The 23,763-nt window shown below is 71.6% G+C and carries 13 protein-coding genes; 1 reads left to right on the top strand and 12 read right to left on the bottom strand.

Annotated elements, in window-relative coordinates; genetic code table 11:
• Positions 1 to 2 precede the first annotated feature (2 nt).
• From JOF37_RS10380 to JOF37_RS10325, 12 genes are all read right to left on the bottom strand, one after another.
• On the bottom strand, positions 3 to 1,673 hold the full coding sequence (locus tag JOF37_RS10380; protein WP_210006743.1) for a serine/threonine-protein kinase: 1,671 nt from the start codon (positions 1,671 to 1,673) through the stop codon (positions 3 to 5).
• Positions 1,670 to 2,836 carry an FHA domain-containing protein gene (locus JOF37_RS10375; protein WP_210006742.1) on the bottom strand — a complete coding sequence of 389 codons (1,167 nt, stop codon included), beginning with the start codon at positions 2,834 to 2,836 and terminating at the stop codon, positions 1,670 to 1,672. The genes JOF37_RS10380 and JOF37_RS10375 overlap by 4 nt, the downstream gene beginning before the upstream one ends.
• Entirely contained in the window at positions 2,836 to 3,645 is an 810-nt protein-coding gene (locus JOF37_RS10370; protein WP_271175045.1) for a PP2C family protein-serine/threonine phosphatase, read from the bottom strand. The genes JOF37_RS10375 and JOF37_RS10370 overlap by 1 nt, the downstream gene beginning before the upstream one ends.
• 11 nt (positions 3,646 to 3,656) lie before the next feature.
• Positions 3,657 to 4,040 (bottom strand): FHA domain-containing protein, encoded by a 384-nt coding sequence (locus tag JOF37_RS10365; protein ID WP_210006741.1) that lies wholly within the window; start codon positions 4,038 to 4,040, stop codon positions 3,657 to 3,659.
• Positions 4,037 to 6,322, bottom strand: coding sequence for a transglutaminase-like domain-containing protein (locus JOF37_RS10360; protein WP_210007768.1), 2,286 nt, complete (start codon positions 6,320 to 6,322; stop codon positions 4,037 to 4,039). The genes JOF37_RS10365 and JOF37_RS10360 overlap by 4 nt, the downstream gene beginning before the upstream one ends.
• A complete protein-coding gene (locus JOF37_RS10355; RefSeq protein WP_210006740.1) occupies positions 6,322 to 7,737 on the bottom strand; it encodes a DUF58 domain-containing protein in 1,416 nt (471 codons plus the stop codon). Before JOF37_RS10355 ends, JOF37_RS10360 begins: the two co-directional genes overlap by 1 nt.
• A complete protein-coding gene (locus JOF37_RS10350; protein WP_210006739.1) occupies positions 7,737 to 8,708 on the bottom strand; it encodes an AAA family ATPase in 972 nt (323 codons plus the stop codon). Before JOF37_RS10350 ends, JOF37_RS10355 begins: the two co-directional genes overlap by 1 nt.
• Before the next feature lie 53 nt (positions 8,709 to 8,761).
• Positions 8,762 to 14,830, bottom strand: coding sequence for an Ig-like domain-containing protein (locus JOF37_RS10345; RefSeq protein WP_210006738.1), 6,069 nt, complete (start codon positions 14,828 to 14,830; stop codon positions 8,762 to 8,764).
• Positions 14,831 to 14,998: 168 nt separating this feature from the next.
• Positions 14,999 to 17,356 carry an ATP-binding cassette domain-containing protein gene (locus tag JOF37_RS10340; protein WP_210006737.1) on the bottom strand — a complete coding sequence of 786 codons (2,358 nt, stop codon included), beginning with the start codon at positions 17,354 to 17,356 and terminating at the stop codon, positions 14,999 to 15,001.
• Positions 17,357 to 17,367: 11 nt separating this feature from the next.
• Positions 17,368 to 17,982 carry a DNA-3-methyladenine glycosylase I gene (locus JOF37_RS10335; protein WP_210006736.1) on the bottom strand — a complete coding sequence of 205 codons (615 nt, stop codon included), beginning with the start codon at positions 17,980 to 17,982 and terminating at the stop codon, positions 17,368 to 17,370.
• A gap of 72 nt (positions 17,983 to 18,054) precedes the next feature.
• Positions 18,055 to 20,166 carry an acyl-CoA dehydrogenase family protein gene (locus JOF37_RS10330; protein WP_210006735.1) on the bottom strand — a complete coding sequence of 704 codons (2,112 nt, stop codon included), beginning with the start codon at positions 20,164 to 20,166 and terminating at the stop codon, positions 18,055 to 18,057.
• A 155-nt stretch (positions 20,167 to 20,321) separates the two neighbouring features.
• Positions 20,322 to 21,437: an ROK family transcriptional regulator gene (locus tag JOF37_RS10325; RefSeq protein WP_210006734.1), complete on the bottom strand. Its 1,116-nt coding sequence runs from the start codon at positions 21,435 to 21,437 to the stop codon at positions 20,322 to 20,324.
• A gap of 116 nt (positions 21,438 to 21,553) precedes the next feature.
• Here JOF37_RS10325 and JOF37_RS10320 point away from each other — a divergent pair, with 116 nt between their 5' ends.
• On the top strand, positions 21,554 to 23,728 hold the full coding sequence (locus JOF37_RS10320; RefSeq protein ID WP_210006733.1) for an alpha-galactosidase: 2,175 nt from the start codon (positions 21,554 to 21,556) through the stop codon (positions 23,726 to 23,728).
• Positions 23,729 to 23,763: the final 35 nt, after the last annotated feature.

Below are 23,763 nucleotides of genomic sequence, written 5' to 3'. Positions count from 1 at the left end.
AGTCAGGGCGTGCAGCCGCGGACGGCGTCGCCCGCCCCGCCGTTCGAGCGCACCAGCTGCACCTCGATGCACGTGCGCCCCGACGGGTCGGCGGGAACGGCCACGGTCGCGGTGTCGACGCGCTGCGGCGCTCCCGCACCGTCGAGCGTCACGGGGTACCAGAGGTAGGTGTCGCCCTCGACGGGATCGGGGTTCGTCCACGTGAACGTGACCTGATCACCGGATGCCGCGCCCGCGAGGTCTCCGACGCGCGGCACGAAACCGGCGAGCGGGTCTTGCGGTGCGCTCGTGGGTGCCGGGGAGTCCTCGGGCTCTGCCGTCGCGGGCGGCTGCAGCATACTCGCGACCACGACCACCGCGACGACGAGCGCCGCCGCGACCGCGCCGAGACTGATCCACAGCCACGACCGCGACCGGGGCCGCTGCTCGGGCTCGGTGCCGCCCGTGGATGCTCCGCCGGGCGGCACGGCCGCCACGTCGGAATCGGCGCCCGCGGGGGCCGACGACGGCGCGGCGGGCTGTCGTCGCTGCACCGTCTGCTCGGGTGCCGCGTCGAGCGTCCGCGGTCGGCGCACGGTGGCGTCGCGCTCCCCCGCCGACGGCCGTAGCACGGTGTGGTCCGCCTCGGTCGGCGCGGCCGGCGCAGCCGCGGCCGCGGACGGGGCGAACGGCGAAACGGCATCCGTGCGATCCTTGCGGCGGGTGGACCCGGCGGGAGGGGCCGTCGTCGGTTCGATGCTGACGATCCCTCGGACGCGGGTGAGCTCGCCGTCGGTGTCCTCCTCGTCCTCGGCTTCGGGCGAGTCGTCGAGGATGTCGATCGGCGTCACGGAGTGCGCGAGCTCGATCTGCACGCGCTGCAGCGCCCGCGCGAACGAGACGGCACTGTCGAAGCGAGCCGACGGGCTCTTCGCCAGTGCGCGCGCGAGCGCCTGCTGCAGCGACGCCGGCACGTCGGCGCGCTCGAGCGGGGCGGCCGGCATCGTCTCGATGCGGTGGATCAGGTCGGCGGCGGTGTTGCGCCCGCCCGGCTCTTCGAACGGCGAGCGGCCGGCGAGCAGCGTGTAGATCGTGGCGCCGAGCGCGTACACGTCCGACCGCACCCCCGAGTCGGGCTGGTCGCCGAAGGCTTCGGGCGGTGACCACGGGATCGACATGGCCGCCGTCTCGTCCCCGCCGTCGGTGGTCGTCGCGATGCCGAAGTCGGTCAGCGCCGGACGGTTGTACTCGGTGACGAGGATGTTGGCCGGCTTGATGTCGCGATGCAGGATGCCGGCGCGGTGGGCCGTCTCGACGGCGGCGGCCACCTGGATGCCCACGCGCAGCGCCTCGGCGACCGAGAACGCCGCGGCGCGGTAGCGCACCTGCAGGTTCGGACGCGGGCAGTTCTCCATGACCAGGTAGGGTCGCTGGTCGTCGGCGAGACCCGCCTGGTAGATCGTGACGATCGCGGGATGCGTCGAGAGCATCGCCATGACGTTCGCCTCGGCGGTGAACTGCTCGACCGATCCGCCCGCCATCCGCTCGGGCAGCAGCACCTTGACGGCGACCTTGCGACGGGGCAGGTGCTGCTCGTACAGGTAGACGTCGGCGAATCCGCCCGATCCCAGCAGCTCGAGGTAGGTGAAGCCGGGCAGCTGCGGCGGCGGCGCGGGAGGCCGCTTCGAGCTCACGGCAGATCCTCGAAGGCGATCGTCACGCCGTCGCCGATGTCGAGCACGTCGCCCGTGACCACCATGGTGGGCTCGTTCGGGTGCAGGCGCACCGGGTCGTTCCCGCCGCGCATGAGCACGGAGCCGTTCGTCGTGTCGAGGTCGACGACCAGCACGTGCTCGCCTTCGGCGCGGATCTCGACGTGGTTGCGTGAGATGTCCTGCTCGGGGCTTTCCACCGCCACGAGGGTGGGCAGGGTGTCCCCGGTCGAGCGCGACGAGCGCGGTCGCCGACCCACGATCACGGTGTTGTCGAGCTCGACCACCTGGCCGTCCGAGATCCGGATCCGCCCGCGGGCGATGCGCCGCGCCGGCACGATCTCGGTCGACTCGTAGACGGCGGCGTCGCCGCGTCGCGCGCCGCGGATGTCGGCGACGGCGATGGTCTCGCCGTCGTGGTCGCCGACGACGGCCGTGTTGCCCGAGACCAGCGTCGCCTCGTCGGGCGGCTCGATCACGGGAGCGGACGTCGGCCGCACGATGGTCTCGCCCCAGATCATGACCTGATCCTCGGATGCCGCCGCCTCGACGGCCGGCTCGGGCTCGGGCGCGGGCTCGGGATCCGGCGCCAGCCCAGGCTCCGACTCGGGCTCGGGCTCTGACTCCGGCTCCGGCTCGACCGCGGGCTCGGGTGCCACCGCCGCGACGGGCGCGCGGACGCCGGCGCGGGCACCGGTCACGTCGATGCTCACCGCGTCGGCAGGGACGACCCCGTCCACGAGCGGCAGCGACGCGGTCTCGTCCGCCGCGCCGACGAACATCGCCGAGGCGCGCTGCACGGCGGGAAGGTGGCGTTCAGCCCAGGTCGAGACGCCCGCGCCCGACACCGACACCGGGCCGGTCTCGGTCTCGACGACCAGCTCGACCGGACCGCGCACGGCGACGCGAAGCCCCTCGCCCTCGACGATCGCGAGCACGAAGTCCGGGATCGCCGCGAGCGAGGTGCCGAACGCGCCGGTGAGGGCCTCGATCACCGCGCCGATACCGCGCTCGCCCAGCCGACGCCAGACGGCGTCGATCGTCGGGATCGACACGTTCGCGGGCAGGGCGACGACGGCACCGGGCGCCGACGCCACGCGCCAGGGCTCCGCCCCCGTCGCAGGAACGTACCGGACCTCGGCCATCAGGCTCTCCCCCCTGCGACCGCACGCGGTCGGGTATCGATGTCGGCGTCGCTCGAGCGACCGCCCGCCGGCACCGTGTCGTAGGCGTCTCCGTCGTCCTCGCCGGCGGCATCCACCACGATGACGGTGACGTTGTCGCGCCCGCCGGCCAGCAGCGCTTCGTGGACGAGGCGGGTGGCGGCCTTCTGCGGGTCGTGCTCCTCGGCGAGGATGCGCGCGATGCGCTCGTCATCGAGCTCGGTCGACAATCCGTCCGAGCACACGAGGATGCGGTCGCCGTTCTCAGCGGGCAGCATCCAGAAGTCCGCCTCGCCGGTGCTGCCGGCGCCGATGGCCCGCGTGATCTCGTTGCGCCGCGCGTGACGGGCCGCGGTGACGGCATCCATCCGTCCCGAATCCACCAGCTCCTGCACGACGGAGTGGTCGATGCTGATCTGCTCGAGCCGGCCGCGCGCCCACCGATACGTGCGCGAGTCGCCGATGTTGAGCGCGAGCCAGTAACCGGCGTCGCCGACGCGTGTCAGCACGACGCCGGTGAGGGTCGTGCCGGCGGCGCGCTGCCCCGACGCGAGTGCGTCGACGACGCCGCGGGCTCGGGCGATGGCGCCACGGACGTCGGCGTTCGACACGCTCGCGGCGCCGACGAACCCGCGGAATTCGGCGATGACCGCCGCGCTCGCCCGCGCCCCCGCCTCGTGGCCGCCCATGCCGTCCGCGACCACGAACACCGGCGCTGCGGCCAGGTATGCGTCCTCGTTGGCCCGACCGCGCAGTCCCGCGTGTGTCGCCGCTCCGTGACCGATCTGCACCGCCGCCCCCGTCACCGCACGACCTCGACGGTGAGCCACCGGTCGCCGAGCTCCAGTCGGTCGCCGGTGCGCAGCACCGTCTGCTGGCCCGGCACCACCGGCACGGCGCCGTCGGCGCGCACGACCCGGATGCCGTTCGTCGACGCGCGGTCGATCACCGCGAGGCCCGCGGGTGACAACGGAACCAGTTCGAAATGCGTCCGCGACAGCGTCAGCGTCTCGTCGCGCAGCACGACGGCGTCGGCGCCCGCGGCCCGCGAGGGGTCGCGCCCGAAGACGGTCCGCGCGTACACGGCCGTCCGCCGGCCGTCGTCCCACGTCAGCAGCGCCCGCACGCCCGAGCGGATCTCTGGCACGCCGGCGAGCGGCTCGGTGTCGAAGATCATCGCGGTCATGCGGCACCGCCTCGTGGGGGCCGGCGCCGGCGGAGCGAGCGCAGGCTCAGCCGGGCGCGCAGGCGCCGCCACACCGACACCTGACCGCTCATTCCCACGACGATAGCGTCGACCTCGTTCCAGAACGCCTCGACGTCGGCGTCGGTCGGCTCGCCGGGACCGAAGACCCGTGCGTCCGCCGAGTCGGCGAGATCGGTCACCTCGGGTCGGGCCATCGACGTCGCGACGACAGCGGCACTCTCGGTCCGAGTCGCCCCGGCGGCGACGGGGGCGTTGAGGTCGACCGCGCGGTCGACCAGTTCGTCCCACCCGCCCGAGATGCGGTCGGCCCGGCGCTCGGCATTGCGGCGCTTCGCTCGGCGGGCGGTCTTGATCGCCCCCATGATGACGAAGGGCGCGAACAGCACGGCCAGGATGCCGATGCCGATGCCCGCCGGGACCAGGATGGCGCCGATCCAGTCGAACCCGGGATCGTCCTCTTCTTCCTGGTCGCGGTCGTTCGCGATCGCCGGCGGCAGCTCGGCCGGCTCCTGCGCGGGCGGCGGCGGCTGCAGCACCTGCGGCTTGGGGTTGGCGCGCGGCGTCGTCGTCTGCTCGTTCGGCTCGTTGTCCTCGTCGGGCGTCGGGTCGAACGGCACCCAGCCGAAGCCGTCGAACGCGACCTCGACCCACGCGTGGACGTTGTCGCCCGTGGCGACGAACTCGCCGCCGGCCTCGCCCTCGTCCGGGTGCCACCCCATGACCACCCGGGCGGGGATGCCCAGCTGCGATGACAGCAGCGCCATCGCGACGGCGTACTGCTCGTCGTCGCCGATGATCTCGTCGCCGCCGAAGAAGCTCGTGATGCGGGCCGCACCGTGACCGGACGGCGAATAGGGGTCGTCCTCGAGTCCGTGGCTGAAATAGCCGTCGGTCGACAGCCAGGTCTGCAGCGCCCGCGCCTGCTTGATCGGGGTGTCCGCGTCGCCGACGGCGTCGGTGGCGATCTGCGACAGGCCCTCGGGGATGCCGTCCTGCTTGGGCATCTTCACGGGGGCGAACTCCGCGTCGGCGAGCGCCTCGTCGCTCGGCACGAAGGGGAACACGGTGTCGACGGTGTAGCTGACGCCCGGGCTGAGGCCCGCCGTCACGGCCGCCGTCCCGGTGGCGTCGTTGTAGTGGGCGGTGCGGCGCAGCTCGTCGGCGCGGTCGCCCGCGAACTCGATGGCGCGCACCGCACCGGCATCCGGCAGCCAGACGCCGCCCAGCTCGTCGATCTCGAACCGCAGCTGCGCCCGCGTGCCCTCGGCGTCGGGCGACATGTTCGAGCGCAGCGGCGTGAACGAGCTCGATGAGCCGGCCCCCTCGTCCGAGACGTTGACGACCATGCCGTTGTAGGCGTCCATCGTGGCGAGACGGATGCGGCCGTCCTCGGGCAGGCCCTCGACGGTGAACAGCGGAGTCTCGGCGTCATCGCGGACGAGTCCGCGGAAGGCCTGGAGAGGGCTGGCGTACTGCTTGACGTCGAACGGCGGGATGACGACGTCGCGCAGCACGTAACGCGTCGTGGGCGGGCTCGCCACCGCGGCCGTCGCGACGCCGACGCCGACGGCGACCGCCACGACGGCGGCTCCCGACACGAGGCGGCGGATGCGGGAGTGGCGCACGGTCGCGGCATCCGAGACGGCCGTCGCCTCGATGCGGACCGCCGCACGGTGGGGGTCCCATGCCTGGCGCAGCGCGAGCCAGACCGCGGCGACGACGGCGAACACGATGCCCTGCAGCAGCGGCACCGCCGGTTCGGTCATCCCCAGCAGGATCTGCCCGATGAGGAAGGCGGTGACCGGGATCAGCGCCCACGCCGCCTGGCGCAGCCGCAGCGCGAGCGAGGCGGTCAGCACGGCGGCGATGAGCGTGAGCAGGAACGGCACGATGAGATGGCCGTCGCCGGGAGAGACGGGCGCGACGGTCGTCAGCAGGTTCTTCCACGACTGCACGGCGCCGAGTGCGAGCTGCGTCCACGTGTCGAGTGTCGGGATGACGCCGAAGAGCGCGGTGTGCGGCAGCGCCAGCGCGCCGCCGAAGAGGAAGTACGCCGCGACGGTCAGTCCCGCCGCGGGCAGCACGCCCCAGCGGCGCCACGCGCAGACCCACGCGATCCCGACACCGAGCGCGATCGCGCCGAAGCCGGCGAGCAGGTAGGCGGCGCCGTCGAAGCTGGGCCCGAACCCGAGCACCGGTACCGCGAGCAGGAGGACGACGGCGACGAGGTCGAGCACGAGACGCCGCGCGGTGGGCGACATCACGAGAGCACCTTCCGGATGGCGGGCGGCAGCTGGTCGAGCGCGCTGATCGAGACGACGTCGGCGTCGCCGACGCGGCGCAGGAGCGGCGACTCGACGGCGGAGTCGGCGACGACGGCCAGGGCGCGCACGCCCTGCGGCAGGCGCGAGCACGCGAGCTTGAGCTCGGCGGAGTCGACCCCCGAGCCGCAGAAGAGGACGACGATCGCGACGTCGTGGGAGTTGGCGGCGATCGTGCCGGCGAGGGCGACGATGCCGCCGTCGCGCTGGCGAGAGTGCTCGAGGGCCGAGAGGTTGTCGAGCAGGCGACGCGGGCCCTGCGTTCGCAGCGGACCCCGCTGCGTCCGCGCCTCGAGCATGCGCGAGTCGCGGAGTGCACGCAGGCCGATCGAGCCCGCCGCCGAGATGGCGAGCTCGAACTCGTCGGGGTCGCTGTAATCGCCGGCGTACGTCGACAGCCCGAGCACGAAGTGCGACCGGCGGGTCTCCTCGTACTGACGCATCATGAGGTCGCCGACACGCGCCGTCGACTTCCAGTGCACGTGGCGCAGGTCGTCGCCGGGCTGATACTCGCGCAGGGCGTGGAACGACACGTCGTCGCGTGCCAGCTGAGACGATGGCAGGCCTTCGAGGTCGCGCAGCCGACCGAGCGACAAGCCCTCCAGTGGCGTGGTCCGCGGGTGCACGTAGAGATCGACCGCCTGACGCCGGTCGCTGCTGCGCTCGAACAGGCCGAGCGGGTCGCCGCGCAGCACGCTGACCGGTCCGACGGCGAGGACGCCGCGGGCGGTCGTGGGGATAGCGAAGAGCTCCTCGTGCATGGCCTGCGGCGCGAGCCGCGGCACATCGAACTCGCCCCGGCCGGATCCGACCGGCAGCACGACCCGCGAGGGCAGGATCGACCGCGCGGTGCCGTTGACGAGGGTCAGCCCGCCGATCGCGCGCTCGCCGACCACGACGTGCGTGCGGGTGAGATCGAGGTCGACGTCATACGCGGTCCCGCCGAAGAGGAAGGGCACGCTGATCACGATGATCGCGGTCAGGATGACAGCGGCGATGATCATCTCCTGCCACCCGAAGCTCACCGCGACGACCCACAGCAGCACCGTCGCCGTCAGCATCACCCAGCCGAGCGGCCGGATCGTCCGCGTGACGGCGTCGATGCGACGCCGCGCGATCGCCCACCACGCCTCGAGGCGCTCGCGCAGCAGCACGAGCCGCGAGGGCGTCTCGGCGTTGACCGGCGCGGCGTCCGCTGCCGGCGTCGTCACCCCGACGCGGACCGTCGCGTCGGCGTCGCGCGTGGTCGAGCCGACCGTTCCCGTCTCGACCTCACCGCCGCTCCCGTCGACGCCGTCACGCCGGCCCCGGTGGGCGCGGCGCGCCGGGGTCGGAGCAGCCGGGGGTGTGGCCATCAAGCGTCCGCCCGCGCGAGCGGCGCCTCGACATCCGCGAGGGCGTTGTTCATGATCGTCTCGGCCGTCGTGCCGGTGAACTCCGCCTCGGGGTCGAGCACCAGGCGGTGGGCCCAGACCGGCACCGCGAGGAGCTTGATGTCGTCGGGGACGACGTAGTGGCGCCCTTGGGCGGCCGCGTACACCTTGGCGATGCGGATCATCGCGATCGCGCCGCGCACCGAGACACCCAGTCGCGTCGCCGACGCCTCGCGCGTTGCTTCGACCAGCTGCGCGGCGTAGCGGGCGACGACGGGATCGATGTGCACGGTAGCGGCGAGGTCGGCCATCTCGCCGACGGCGCGCGTCGTGATCACGGGCTTGAGGCTCGCCGACGGGTTGCGGTCGACAGCGCCGACGAGGATGCGCTCGGACACCGCCAGCGTGGGGTATCCGATCGAGGTCTTGATCATGAACCGGTCGAGCTGCGCCTCGGGCAGCTTGTAGGTGCCCGCCTGCTCGATGGGGTTCTGTGTCGCGATGACGAGGAACGGCCGACCCACCTCGTGGGGCACACCGTCGACGGTCACGCGCGACTCCTCCATGACCTCCAGCAGCGCGGACTGGGTCTTCGGCGAGGCGCGGTTGATCTCGTCGGCGAGCACGATCGACGCGAACACGGGCCCGCGGTGGAACTCGAAGCGCTTGTTCTGCTGGTCGTAGATCGTCACACCCGTGACGTCGGAGGGCAGCAGGTCGGGGGTGAACTGGATGCGGCTCGAGGTGCCCTGGACGCTCGCCGCGATCGCCTTCGCGAGGCTGGTCTTGCCCGTTCCCGGAGCGTCCTCGAGCAGCACATGCCCCTCGGCGAGCATCGCCGACAGCACGAGCGCCACGACCTCGCGCTTGCCGAGCAGGGCCGCGTCGACGTTGTCGATCAGGCGCGCGAAGGTGTCGCGGAACCACGCTGCCTGCTCGGGTGTCATGCTCATTCGATCTCGTTCCTCGTGATGGTTGGGATGCCTCGGTGCCCGCCGTCGCGGCGCTACCAGCGCGTGTGCTCGGTGTCGCCCCAGCCCCGGATCTGCGCCCAGGCGTCGTAGCCGTCGGCACCCAGGTGGCAGGTGATCTGCGTGGAGCCGTTCGCCTCGAGGCGGAAGGGACCCTTGTAGTCGTTGAAGGCGCTGCCGTTCCTCATGCAGTCGATCTGGTAGCTGCCCGCCGGGAAGTTCTCGGTGTTGATGACGAAGTAGTAGCACCCGTTGACGCAGCCGCCGACCGGCGACCCCTTGGTCAGATACGCGCGCGGCTTCGGCGGGGGCGGCTCGTCGGGCGTGCGGATGGACGCCGATGCCGAGGTCGTGTTGCTGCCCGCTGCGCTCGTGCGGACCTCGATCGTCTGCGTGCTGCTGTAGCCGACGTCGCGCGTGTTCGAACCGCGCGCCTCGACGCTCTGCCAGCCACCGCCGTTGATGCGGATCTCGGTCGTGATGTCGCGGCCGTTACGCGCCGGCGAACTCCACGACAGCGTCACCCGGTTGCCGTCGCGCGTCGCGTTGGCGCTGGGGTTGCCGATCTGGCCGTACGGCGCGACCTGGTTCGACGCCCCCGAGGGTTCACCCTCGTAGCGTGAGCCGTCGGCCGTCGCGACGGCACGCACCCGCACCGAGTAGGTGCCGTTGTTGTTGACCTGACCGTTGCCGATCGTGCCCGACCCGCCGTTACCGCCCGAGACCCAGTCCGAGCGCCAGCCGCCGTTGTTGACGGAGTACTGGTACGCCACCTCGCCGGGGTTGGCGCCGTTGAGGGAGCCTGCTGTCCACGACACGGTGACGCGGTTGTCGCCTTCCGCGGCCGACACGCCGGTCGGAGCACCCGGCGGGGTGAAGGCGCGGCGTGGCGCCGAGGCCCCGCTCCAGTCGCCCCAACCCGCCTTGTTCTGCGCGCGCACGATGAACGTGTAGTCGGTGGTCGAGGTGTCGACCGTCACGGCCTGGCTGGTCTGCCCGGCCGGCACGTCGATGGTGTTGACGACGGCGCCGCCGCGGCGCACCTGCAGCTGGTAGCCGGCGATCGCGTCGCCGTTGTCGGCGGGCTTGGCCCAGTTGACCTGCATCTGCGAGCGCGCTCCGACCGAGTCGATGCGCTGCGTCGTCGGTGCGGCCGGAGCATCGGGACGGCCGGCGGGCACCATCGACTGCGACCACACGCTCCAGCTCGACGGCTCGGGCGCCCGGTTGTGAGCGCGGACGCGCACCTGGTACGAGATGCCGTTCTGCAACCCGTCCCACGTGATCGAGGTACCGGTCACGCCGGTCTTCTCGGCGACGCCCGAGGGCGGCGCAGGCGAGATCTGCAGGCTGTAGCTCTCGACGGGCGAGCCCTCGGTGCGGGGCACCGTCCACGAGACGTCGAGGCTGCGGTCGCCGAACGCCAGGTTCGGCGGGTTCGGCGTCTCGGGCCGCTGGTCGGGCCGCGCGGTCTCGGACGGCAGCGACGGGTCGGACTCGCCGACGCGGTTGGTCGCGGTGACGACGAAGTTGTACTCGACGTTGTTGGTGAGGCCGTCGAGCGTGCAGGTGGTCGAGCGGCACTCCTTGGTGTAACCGCCCGAGGTGGAACGCACGCTGTAACCGGTGATGGACGCGCCGTTGTCGATCGGCGGCGACCACGACATGACGACCGTCCGGCTCTCGACGCTCGTCACCGTCGGCTTGCCCGGAGCGTCGGGGCGGCCCTGCACCGTGATGCGGATGTGGCCTTCCACCTCGCGGTCGGGGTCGCCGGTGGCATCCGCGATCCGGTACCGCACCACGAGCGTTCCGACGAAGTCGTCGCGACTGGTGACCTGGACACGGTCGCCCGCGACGACGGCGTTTGCTCCCGCGGTCTCGGTGAACGCGCCGACGACGGTCAGGGGCTCGCCGGGGAAGGGATTGACGTCGTTGTCGAGCACCGGCACCGAGACGGTCGCGCCCTGGTCGGCCTGGTCGATGACGTCGTCGTTCGCCGTCGCGAGCGGCCGCGACGAGGCGGTGACGGTCACCGCGATCGTGGCCTCGACGGGCTCGGTCTCACCGTCCGTGACGCTGACCCGGACGGGCAGGGTCGTTCCCTTGGCGAGGTCGGAGTCGGCCGAGACCGACAGCACCGAGCCGTCCACCCCCGCGGTCAGGCCGTCGGGCGCGGAGCCCACGAGGGCGAAGCGCAGCGCGTCGGCGTCGTCGGGATCGGGGTCGGTGGCGAGCGCCGCGAGGTCGAGGGTCTGGGCATCCTCACCCTGAGCGACCTGCATCTCGGCGCCGATCATCGTCGGCGGACGGTTGTCGGGCGGGGTCACCGTGATGGGGATCATCAGCGTCGCCTTGCGGCCCTCGGGGTCGTCGGGGCCGGAGCCGTCGGTGACTTCGAAGGTGAGCGCGTCCTGCCCGAAGTAGTCGGCCGCCGACGTGTAGACGAGCGTGCGCTCGTCCTTCACGAGCGATGCGCCGTCCGAGTGGGCCGCCGTGACCTTCTCGGCCTCCGTCACCACGACGTCGCGTCCACCGGACGCCTTGACGTATTCGGTGAGCGGAAGCTCGACGGTCTCGCCGCTCTGCACGACGAGCGCCTCGGTCGAGATGAGGCTCGGGGGCAGCTCGCTCAGCGAGGGGACGTGGATGAACGCCGCGGCGGTCAGGCCGTCCTCGTCGGTGATGAAGTAGGTGATGAGCTGGCGCTCTTCGGTCAGCTGCACCGACACCGTGCCGTTCGCGCGCAGGGTCGCGTTCTCGCCGCCCTCGCCGAGCGTGACGTCGAGCGCAGCGCGAGTGCCGTCGGGGTCGTCGTCGTTGTCGAGCACGGCGACCTCGGCCACGCCGTTCTCGTCCACGTCCTCGGCCCGCACGCGGTCGTCGCGGGCGATGGGCCGCTGCAGCGGCACGTCTTCCTCGATCGTGATCTGCACCGGCGCGGTGGCGGTCAGGCCCCGGGCATCCTCGATCGTGTACTGGATGCTGGTGTTCATCGGCTGGTCGGGAGCCGTGATGATGATCTGCTCGCCCGAGACCTCGGCGTCGAGCGCCTCGACGTCGGGCACCTCGAGGGCGTCCGCCGCGAACCCGAACTGGTCGCCGTCGGGGTCGGAGTCGTTCTCGAGCACCGAGAGCGCCACCTGGCGCCCCGGACGCATGACGACCGAGTCCTTCACGGCGTAGGGCGCCTGGTTGGTCGCCTCGGGCGGCGCGATGCCCACCTGGATCCGGGCGGTGCCCTCCTTGCCCAGGCGATCGCGGACGCGGTAGGTGAACGAGTCCGACCCGACACTGGTGTCGAACGCCTCGTAGACGAACGTGTTCGAGCCGGTCTCGACGATCCGCCCCTTGCCCGGTGAGCTGGCGATGCCGATGAGCTCGACCGAGTCGCCGTCCTCGTCGATGCCGTCAAGCGGCACCGGGATGGTGACCTTCGATCCGCTCAGGGTGCGAGCGGTCAGGTCGCGCGGACGCGGCGCCGCGTTCGCGTCGTCCTGACGCGGCAGGATCTGGATCGTGACGTACGCGCCGGCGCGCTGACCCGAGCTGTCGACGGCCTCGTACGTGGCGTTGACCGTCTTCGCCTCGGCGCCCGCCCGGAATCGCAGCTTGTCCTCCGACACGAAGACCTGGCCGTCGGCCTCGTCGATCAGCGGCGGCACGAGGTCGGGGGCGACGTGCAGGGTGTCGCCGTTGGGGTGCGAGTCGTTCGCGAGGACGTCGATCGTCACGACATCCCCCACCCGAACCACGGCCGTGTCGTTCGCCACCACGGGAGGCCGTAGCCGATCGGGGGCCGGGATCGGGATGACGACGATCTCACCGGTCGCCGACTGCTCGCCGTTCGAGATCGTGTACGACACGCGGGTCTGCTGCGTGAGCGATCCCTGGTCGGTGATGCGGACGGTCTCGTGTCCGAGGACGGCCGCGTTCACGCCGCTGCCCGGTTCGGAGGTCACCGACTGGACGACGAGGATGCCGCCGGCGGGGTCGGTGTCGTTGCCGAGGACGTTCACGAGCACATCGCCGCCGGTCGGCAGCAGCGCCACGTCGCGGACGGCGACGGGCGGCAGGCTCGTGTCGGCGGCGGGCAGGACGTCGACGCGGACGAGCCCGGGCACGCTGTTCGGACCGGCCGAGACGAGGTAGTCGACGTAGTAGGTGTTGACGGCGTCCGACGTGAACGAGAACGTCTGCTCCGTGAAGTCGGGCTGGATCGTCGCGCCCTCGACCTCGTCGACGCGGGTCAGGCGCAGCGGCTCGCGGCCGGCACTGGTGTCGTTGGCGAGGGGCGAGACCGTCACGGCCTGACCGACGCGGGTCACGACGTGGTCGGCGTTGGTGACGGGCAGCGTCGTTCCGGGCGGGCGGACGTCGATGCGCAGCACACCGGCGCCGTCATCGGTGCCGTCCGACACGACGATCGGCACGTCCTTGCGCCCCTGGACCGCACCGATGGCGCGGTAGGTCACCTGACCGTCCGAGGTGAAGTCCGCCTCGTCCCCGCCATCGGCCTGGACCGACTTCAGGAAGATGTCGTCGCCGTCCGGGTCGATCCACTCGGTCAGCACGTTGTACGAGGTCGTGCCGCCGGCTTCGACGGTGACGGGAGTGACGCGCTGCTGGACCGGTGGCGAGTTCTCGTCGTCGTCGCGGACGGTCAGGCTCACCGTCGCCGAGGCCTCGCCGCCGCGGCCGTCGCTCGCGGTGTAGGAGAACGAGGTCGTCCCGGAGGCGTCCTCGGGGACGGCGATCTGCAGCGCCCCGCCGTTCTGGATCTGCGAGATCTCGCCGAAGGCCGGATCGTTGTTCGCCTCGGCGACGAGCACGTCGCCGTCGGCATCCGTGTCGTTGAAGAGCACCGGCAGCACGGTCGTGCGACCCGGACGGACGCCGAACGAGTCGTCGACGGCGATCGGCGGGGTGTTCTCGTCGGTGCGCTCGGGCAGGGCGGTCTCGACGGTCTCCTCCGTCGTCTCCTGCTCCTCGTCGCCCGTGCCCTCGGGCGGGGTGATGTCGGTCCAGTTGTCGACGCGCTGCATGTTCTCGCTCGCGAGCCACGCGGCGCCGCCGAACACGTCGTTGAGCACGACCACGTCGCGGTTGACCCGGAACTCGAGCCGCGCCGCCGGGTCGATGCCCTCGATCGGCTGCACGACGTCGTCGGCGTCGTCGGCGCAGTCGCGAACGAACATGCCCGAGCCCGACCACGCACCGTAGGAGCAGCCGCCGACCGAGACCGGCTCGGCCGCCGTCCCCTCGGCACCGGCCTCGACGGTGACGATGTCTCCGCCCGGGCCGACGCGCAGCAGCGCGTTCGGCGTGCTGACGGTCAGGGCGTCGGCGCCGTTCGAAGGCTGCTGCAGCACGGCATCGGCCGGCAGCGTCGTCTGCGAACCGTCGCCGCCGTACAGGACCGAGGTCTCCTCGTCGAGCACGTACGGCGTGCGCCCCAACGACGTGAGAGACAGGGAGTGCTCCGCCTGGATGCCGTCGAGACGGCGCTCGGCGGTCTGCGCGACCGTGCCGTCACCGATGGGCGCGTATGCGTACAGCGAGGCGCCCTCGGCCGACGCGGCATAGATCGTGCCGTCGGTGCCGACGGTGGCCGTGGCGTTCTCGCCGAGCTCGGCGATGGGCTCGTTGCCCTCGAAACTGAAGCCGTTCACGCCCGCGAACTGCACGGTGCGCAGGTCGCCCGCGGAATCGAGCACCGAGACGGTGTCGGAGCCGAGCGCGATCTGCGCACCCGGCTGCACCTCGGCGGTGCCCGAGAGCACGACCTTGGCGGGGTCGACCGCCGACATGGCCGAGCCGTCGGCGTCCACGACGATCACCCGCGCGCCCGACTGCAGGACGTCGTACTCGGCGGCCGTGGTGCGCAGGCTGCCGTCGAGCACGCGCGACTCGTTGTTGTAGTGGCCCACCAGCAGGCTCGACTGCTTCGTGACCCAGACGCCGCCGTCGTGCAGGTCGACCTCGGTCGTCGGCTCGCCCTCGTAGGCGACGGCCAGCGTGCCGATCGTCAGCGCGGCGATCGTGACGATCCCGGCCGAGACCAGGGTGCGCGGACGCGCTCGAAGCCAGGCGGTCGACTTCATCGGTCTCGGCTCCCCCCCGGGGCGTCGGTCATCGCACCGGGCGAGGAACCGGGCGCTGGTTGAACTGCGACCACCTTATGTCAGGCGGGGTGCCATTTCTGTCGGTCGACATGGGGAGTTCTCCCCATGTGCACCCGGCGCCGCACTGTGCATGTCGACGCGCGCGATTCAGCGCCCGAGGTAGCGACGCAAGTGCTGCGCGGTGAGGGTGTCGCCGCGCGCCACGAGGTCGCTCGGCGGCCCCGCGAACACGACGGTCCCGCCCTCGCGGCCTGCTCCCGGGCCGACGTCGACGATCCAGTCGGCGTGGGCCATGACCGCCTGATGGTGCTCGATGACCACGACCGAGTTCCCGGCGTCGACGAGCCGGTCGAGCAGGGCGAGCAGATTGTCGACATCCGCCAGATGCAGGCCGGTGGTCGGCTCGTCGAGCACGTAGATCGCGCCGGTGCCCGCCATCGAGATCGCGAGCTTCAACCGCTGGCGCTCGCCACCCGAGAGGGTGTTGAGCGCCTGACCGAGGGTGATGTAGCCGAGCCCGACGTCGATGAGGCGTGCGAGGGTGGCGTGGGCCGGACCGCGCGTGAAGAAGTCGGCGGCCTCCACGGCGCTGAAGGCGAGCACCTCCGCGATGTTGCGGCCGTCGAGGGTGTAGGCGAGCACCTCGTCGTTGAACCCGGTGCCCTCGCACAGGTCGCAGACGGTCTCGACCGAGGCGGAGATGCCGAGCTTCGTCACGATGACGCCCAGGCCCGAGCATGCCGGGCATGCCCCCTGCGAGTTGGCGCTGAACAGCGCGGGCTTCACGCCGTTCGCCTTCGCGAAGGCCGAGCGGATGGTGTCGAGCAGCCCCGTGTACGTCGCCGGGCTGCTGCGGCGGTTGCCCTTGATGGGCGACTGGTCGACGACGACGACCCCTTCACGGCCGCTGAGGTTGCCGTGGATGAGTGACGACTTGCCCGACCCGGCCACCCCCGTCACGACCGTCAGTACTCCGAGCGGGATGTCGACGTCGACGTCGCGCAGGTTGTGCTGCGAGGCACCGCGGATCTCGACGACCCCTGTGCTGCTGCGCACGGACGGCTTCACCGCCGCGCGATGGTCGAGGTGGCGGCCCGTCAGGGTGCCGGAGGCCCGCAGGCCGGCGACGTCGCCGCTGAACTCGAGTCGTCCACCGTGCCGGCCCGCACCCGGACCGAGGTCGATCACATGGTCGGCGATCGCGATGACCTCGGGCTTGTGCTCGACGACGAGCACCGTGTTGCCCTTGTCGCGCAGACCGCGCAGCAGCGCGTTCATCCGCTCGATGTCGTGCGGATGCAGCCCCGCGGTCGGCTCGTCGAAGACGTACGTCACGTCGGTCAGGCTCGATCCGAGGTGACGGATCATCTTCGTTCGCTGCGCCTCGCCGCCCGAGAGCGTGCCGGACGCGCGATCGAGCGAGAGGTAGCCGAGTCCGATGTCGATGAACGACCGTACGGTCTGCCGCAGGCCGGCCAGCAGCGGTGCGACGGAGGGGTCGTCGATCTCATCGAGCCACACCGCCAGGTCGCTGATCTGCATCGCCGCCGCATCGGCGATGCTCACCCCGCCGATAAGCGAGGAACGGGCGCCCGCGTTCAGCCGGGTACCCCCGCATTCCGGGCACGGCATGAATCTCACAGCCCGGTCGACGAAAGCGCGCACGTGCGGCTGCAGGCTGTCACGGTCCTTCTGCAGCATCGACTTCGTGACCTTCGGCACGAGCCCCTCGTACGTCAAGTTCATGTTCTGGATGCGGACCTTCGTCGGCTCGCGGTAGAGGAAGTCGTGCAGCTCCTGCTCGGTGTATCCGGCGATCGGCTTGTCGGGGTCCAGGAAGCCCGACTCGGTGAATCCGCGCACCATCCAGCCGTCGACGCTGTAGCCGGGGATCGTGATCGCCCCCGCGGCGAGCGACTTGCTGCGGTCGAAGAGCTCGTCGAGGTCGATGTCGCTCACCTCGCCCAGGCCCTCGCACCTCGGGCACATCCCGCCGGTGATCTGGAACGAGCGGCGTTCCTCGCGTCCGGCGTCGCTCCCGACGGCGACGGTGACCGCGCCCGAGCCCGACACCGACGGGACGTTGAAGGAGAAGGCCTGCGGCGAACCCACGAACGGCTGCCCGAGCCGGCTGGAGAGGATGCGCAGCATCGCATGCACGTCGGTCGCCGTTCCGACGGTCGACCGGGCGTTCGCCCCCATCCGCTCCTGGTCGACGATGATGGCCGGGCTGATGTTCTCGAGCGCGTCGACCTCGGGGCGTCCGAGCTGCGGCATGAACTGCTGCACGAACGTGGGATAGGTCTCGTTGATGAGGCGGCGCGACTCGGCCGCGATGGTGCCGAACACCAGCGACGACTTGCCCGACCCGCTGACGCCCGTGAACACCGTGAGCCGGCGTTTGGGGATGTCGACGTCGACCCCGTCGAGGTTGTTCTCGCGCGCACCCCGCACGCGGATCACCTCGTGCGAATCGGCCACGTGCCCGTCGGTCGTTGCGGACATGCTCTCCCCCTTCAGGTGTCGCTTCGATCGTCCCGTGTCGCGGCGGCGGGCGCCGCGGCGCGGTGGCAGCCGACGACGTGGTCGTCGACCATGCCGGTGGACTGCATGAGCGCGTACATCGTCGTGGGTCCGACGAATCGGAAGCCGCGCCCCCGCAGAGCCGCGCTCATCGCGACGGAGTCCGCTGTGACCGCCGGCACATCGGCCAGCGTGGCGGGCCGAGCGCGCGGACCCGTCGGCGCGAACGACCACATCAGCCGATCGAACTCGCCTTCCGGAGCTTCGAGCAACAGGCGGGCGTTGCCGATGGTCGCCTCGATCTTGCTGCGATTGCGAATGATGCCGGCATCCTGCATCAGCGCCTCGACCTCGGTCGCACCGAAGGCCGCGACCCTCGCGGGAACGAAGTCGGCGAAGACCTGGCGGAAGCGGGGGCGTTTGCGCAGGATGGTGATCCAGCTGAGCCCCGCCTGGAACCCCTCGAGGCTCATCTTCTCGAACAGGGCGCGGTCGCCGTGCAGCGGACGACCCCACTCCTCGTCGTGATAGCGCCGGTATTCGGCGTCGTCGCCGACCCAGCCGCAGCGCGCGAGGCCATCGGGTCCGATGATCAGGTCGCGCGCCATGAGGTCAGGCTAGCGAGGCCCGCCGACAACGCACAGCGCGGCCCCGGCGGACATCCACCGGGGCCGGCCGCGTCACTTCGCGCGCTTGGTCGCCGACTTCTCGGGCACGGGGGCCGAACCGGATGCCGCGAGGTCGGCGTAGTACGCGCGGGCCTCCTCCTGTCGCTGCGTCTCGACGCCCGAGGCGATCGGGGCGCGCACGTGCTCCGGGGCGAAACCGAACGCGTCGACGAGATCCTGCGCGTGCGGGCGCAGCCGCGCGCAGAGCCGGTCGATGTAGCGGGTGACGGCCGAGGCGCGCTGCGCCGACAGGCGTCCGTTGATGAGGTACCACGCGAGGTGGCGCTCGATGAGGGTCAGGCCGAACAGGTCGCGCAGCCACACGAGCACCTGACGGGTGCCGTCGTCCTCGACGCGCTTGATCCCCTCGGCGAAGGCCTCCCACTGCAGCAGCTCGCCGTGGGCGCGCGCGGCCTCGATCAGCTCGGACTGGTGCGTGTTGAACACCGCGGCCGCCTCGGCCTGCGACATCTTCGAGGCCGGACGCAAAGCGGCGGCGACGTCGGCGACCATCTGCTCGACGCGTCCGGTGAGCAGCTCGTGCTGCTGCTCGGCTCGCAGGCCCAGCTCGACCGAACGGGCGGTCAGGCCGAAGTCGGCGACCGACTGGCCCAGCTGGCGCAGACCGGCGCCGTGGAACACCCGTCCGGCGGTCGAGACGGCGGCGAACTTCGCGAGCGCCGCGGTGTCGGCGCCCTTGAACCGCTTGGCGTAATCGCTCAGCAGCCGCTTGCCGACCAGCTGCAGCAGCACGTTGTTGTCGCCCTCGAACGTCGCGTAGACATCGAGATCGTGGTGCAGCCCGACCATCCGGTTCTCGGCGAGGAAGCCCTGCCCGCCGCAGGCCTCGCGGCATTCCTGAATGGTGTCGAGCGCGTTCCAGGTCGACAGCGGCTTGAGCGCCGCCGCGAGCGTCTCGAGGTTCTCCCGGCCTTCGGGGGTGTCGGTGCGTCCCGAGAACACTCCGTCGAAGGCCCGCAGCAGCTCGTCGTGGGCGAAGTACTGCGCGTAGGTCTGCGCGATCCGGGGCAGCAGCCGGCGCTGGTGGCGGCCGTAGTCGAGCAGCGTCACCTCGTCGGTGCCCGCGCCCGAATCGAACTGCCGCCGCTGGTTGGCGTAGGTCACGGCGATGTACTCCGACAGCGCGGAAGCGGTCGTCGCCGAGCCGTCGAGCGATACGCGACCCTGCACGAGCGCGCCGAGCATCGTGAAGAACCGGCGGCCGGGGCTCGGGATGTCGGACGAGTACGTGCCGTCGGGGGCGACGTCGCCGTAGCGGTTGAGCAGGTTGGTGCGCGGGATGCGCACGTGGTCGAAGTGCAGCCGGCCGTTGTCGATGCCGTTCAGGCCGCCCTTGACCCCGTCGTCCTCGCCGCCGACGCCCGGCAGGAAGTTCCCGTCGTCGTCGCGGAGGGGCACGAAGAAGCAGTGCACGCCGTAGTTGACGCCGCCCGTGATCAGCTGGGCGAACAGCGTCGCCGCCTTGCCGTGCACCGCGGCGTTGCCCAGGTAGTCCTTCCAGGCGCCGCGGAACGGCGTGTGGATGACGAACTCCTCGGTCTCGGGGTCGTAGGTCGCGGTCGTGCCGATGGCGGCGACATCCGATCCGTGCCCGGTCTCGGTCATCGCGAAGGCGCCGGGCAGCCGCATCTCCATCGCATCGCGCAACCACGCGTCGTGGTGCGGCTTGGTGCCGAGCTGATGGATCGCCGAGCCGAACAGTCCCCACTGCACGCCCGACTTGATCTGCAGGCTCGGGTCGGCGAGCACGAGCTCCTGGAAGCCAGCGAGGTTCGCGCCGTTGTCGTCGCCGCCGCCGTACTCCTTCGGGTAGCCCCGCCCCGCCGCGCCGCGCTCGGCGAGAAGGTGCAGCTGCTTCAACACGCGCTCGCGGTGCTCGGCCATCGGCTCGCCCGGGATCTGCCAGAACACCGGGTCCTTGATCATCTCGCGCGCCTCGCGGCGCGTGTGGGCCCACGTGCCGAGCAGCATGTCGGTGACGGCATCGATGTCGATGCGCGCCTCACGCGCCTCGCCCGCGGTGCGGGGCGCGGTCGGCGCACCGCCGGCCGGGGTGCGGTCGGCGGTTGCGGGCTTCTGGGGGCGAACAGCGGCGTCGGTCATCACGTGCCTTTCGACGTCGGAAGGATCGGAGTCACTATTCACGGTAGGACTTCCACAACGCGTCGCCAAGCATGTTGGCCGATCAGCACAACCGGATGCCGGTACGTCGGCGACCCGCATTGTGCGACGGCGACATCCCTGCCCATCACGCGCTGTCAGCGCGTGCCTTGCATGCGCGCCATGGCGGCCTGGATCGCCACCGCGGCAGCACCCCGGGCCCACGCTCGGAATCCCGTCTCATCGACGTGGATCACGACGTCGGCGGCATCCGCGGCGCGTCCCGCGCGGATCGCATCACGGACCTCGGCCTCGGCGAGCGCGAACAGCCCGATGCCCTCGCCCGCGAGGACGACATCCGCTTGCAGCGACAGGTTCGCGGCGAGCGCGATCATCCGCCCGAGAGCGGTACCGGCACCGGCGACCACGGCTCGCGCCGCGGGCTCTCCCGCTGCGGCGAGGCGGAGCGTCTCGGCGTAGTCGACGGGGCGGCCGAGGGCCGCCGACACCTGCGCCGCGATCGACCCCGACGAAAGCATCGCCTGCGCGCAGCCGCGGTGCCCCTCGGAGCACAGCGGCCCGTAGGGGTCGAGCGGTATATGCCCGCCGGTACCGACGATGGCGTCGAGCGTGCGCACGACCTCACCGCCGACGACGAGACCGTAGCCGACGCCCGCGCCGATCGTGATCGTGATGAACCCGGGCAGACCGCGACCGGCACCGAACCACCGCTCGGCCTCGGTGAGGGCGACGAGGTCGTTCTCGACCGTCACCGGCACACCGATCGCCCGCTCCAGACGCGCGCCGAGATCGACTTCGCCCCACCCGAGGAACGGGGCGTAGCGCACGACGCCGTCCCGGACGTTCCCGCCGAGCCCGAGCCCGACTCCGACGAGCCCCTCGGCGCCGAGCGCCGCGACGGCCGCGGCGACCTCGCCGACGACGGCATCCGGGTCGCGATCGGGGATGGGGCGCTCGTGCTCGGCGAGGGAGTCGGCGCGGATGTCGGTGCGCACGGCGTACAGGCCGTCGCCGGTGAGCTTCATGCCGATGAAGCTGCCGGAGTTCGGCGCGATGTCCAGCGGGCGCGACGGCCGGCCGATCGAGCCGTCGGCGACGTCGTCGAGCTCGACGAGCAGACCGCTGTCGAGCAATGGTTTGGCCAGTCGAGTCAGGCTCGCCGGCGACAGACCGAGTCGGGTCGTGAGTTCCCGTCGCGACAGCGGACCGTGGATGAGGACGGCGCGCGCAAGGGCCGCTTCATTGTCGCTCATCGTCACTCCCTGTCGAGTTCGTTCCAGTGTGGCACAAACCGAGCGGCAATTGCTGCGAAAACGGGCTCGAATCGGCGCGCTGGGCGGACCTTTATTTTCATGGTAGAACTAACCCCATGTTCGCTTTCGACGACGACGTCTCCCAGGCTCAGAGCACACCCACGGCACCGGTCGGCGACGTCGCCCATCTGCGCAGCGGCGGCACGAGCGTCGTGGTCGACCTCGCAGCACAGCCGCATCCCGCGATCGTGCACTGGGGCGAGGACCTCGGCGACGCCTCGGAACGCACGCTGCAGTCGCTCGCGATCGCGGCGCGGCAGCAACGCGTCTCGGGCGGTCTCGACACGACGGCCCGACTGACCCTCGCCCCGACCGAGGCATCCGGATGGCTCGCGACCCCCGCCGTGGAGGGACACCGCGACGGCCGCGGCGCGAGCGCCCTGTTCACCCTGCGCGACACCGTCGTGAACGCGGACGCCGTGCGCGTCGACCTGGCCGACGACGAGGCCGGGTTGGCCCTGCGGGTCGATCTCTCGGTCGCGGCCGGCGGGCTGCTGCGCAGCCGCCTCACCCTGCGCAACACCGGCTCGACCCCGTACACGGTCCAGACGCTGCAGGCGATGCTGCCGTTGCCGTGGGACGCCGCCGAGATCCTCGACACGACGGGGCGGCACCTGCGCGAGCGCTCCGCCCAGCGCCACGATCTCACCTTCGGATCGCACGTGCGCGAGAGCCGGCGCGGCCGTCCCGGCGCCGACGCCACGCTGCTCCTGGCCGCCGGACGCCCCGGCTTCGGCTTCGAGCACGGGCGCGTGCACGGCGCACACGTCGCGTGGAGCGGCAACCAGCGGCTGCTCGCCGAGCGCACCCCGACGGGCGACGTCTTCCTCGCCGGCGGCGAGCTCTACGGACCCGGCGAGATCATCCTGGCCCCGGGCGAGGAGATCGCCTCGCCCGAGCTCCTCGGGTCGTGGGGCGACGGCCTCGATCAGCTCGCGGCGCGGTTCCACGCCGGCATGCGTGCCCGCCCGCAGCACCCGCGCCGTCCGCGCCCCGTGACTCTGAACACATGGCAGGCGGTCTACTTCGACCACTCGCTCGAGAAGCTCCTGGCGCTCGCCGACCGGGCCGCCGCGCTCGGCGTCGAGCGGTACGTGCTCGACGACGGCTGGTTCCGGCTGCGCCGCGACGACACGGTCGGGCTCGGTGACTGGTACGTCGACGACACCGTCTGGCCCGAAGGTCTGCACCCCCTGGCCGACCACGTCGTCGCCCGCGGCATGGAGTTCGGCCTGTGGTTCGAGCCCGAGATGGTCAACCCCGACAGCGACCTCGCGCGACAGCATCCGGAATGGCTGTTCCGCGGGCGCGCCGAACTGCCGCCCTCGGCCCGCCAGCAGCAGGTGCTCAATCTCGCGCATCCGGGCGCCTACGACTACATCTCCGAGCGCATCCACGCGATCCTCGCCGAGTACCCCATCGCCTACATCAAGTGGGACCACAACCGAGACCTCGTCGACGCGGCATCCGGTCCGGGAGGTGCACGCCAGGTGCACGCGCACACCCTCGCCGTGTACCGGCTGATCGACGAGCTCAAGGCGGCCCACCCGGGGCTCGAGATCGAGAGCTGCGCGTCGGGCGGCGCCCGCACCGACCTGGGCATCCTCGACCACACCGACCGGATCTGGACCAGCGACTGCCTCGACCCCGTCGAGCGCCTCGAGATCCAGCGCTACACCGCGCTCGTGGTGCCGCCCGAGATGATGGGTATGCACCTGACGACACCGCACGTGCACTCGACGGGGCGCACCGTATCGCTCGCCCTGAGCGGCGCCGTCGCCCTGTTCGGACACTTCGGGATCGAGTGGGACGTCACGACGATCTCGGATGCCGACGCGGTCGCGGTCGCGGAGTGGGTGGCTCTCGCCAAACGCGTACGCCCGCTCGTCGCGACCGGGCGGCTCGTCAACGTCGACGTCACCGACCCGGGGCTCGACGTGCGCGGTGTCGTCGGCGCCGACCGGGACGCGGCGTTCTTCACGATCACCCAGACGCAGACGCTCATCTCCTCGCCCGCCGGCCGCGTCCGGCTGCCGGGACTCGACGATGCGACGGAGTACCGCGTGCGACTCATCACCCCGGGCGGCCTCGTGCAGACCCCGGCGCAGTCGCCGCTGGACTGGGCGCACCACGACACGGTGCTCACCGGACGCCAGCTCGCCGTGACGGGGGTGCGTCCCCCCGTGCAGAACCCGCAGCAGGCCGTCGTCGTCGAGATCACCCCGGCCTGACCGACCCATCCCCCCCAGCGCAAGGAGGCGCGCCC

Source organism: Microbacterium imperiale (assembly GCF_017876655.1).
Taxonomy (GTDB): Bacteria; Actinomycetota; Actinomycetes; order Actinomycetales; family Microbacteriaceae; genus Microbacterium; species Microbacterium imperiale.
Note: the sequence above shows the minus strand (reverse complement) of the source record. Positions and strands in the feature narration are given on the sequence as shown.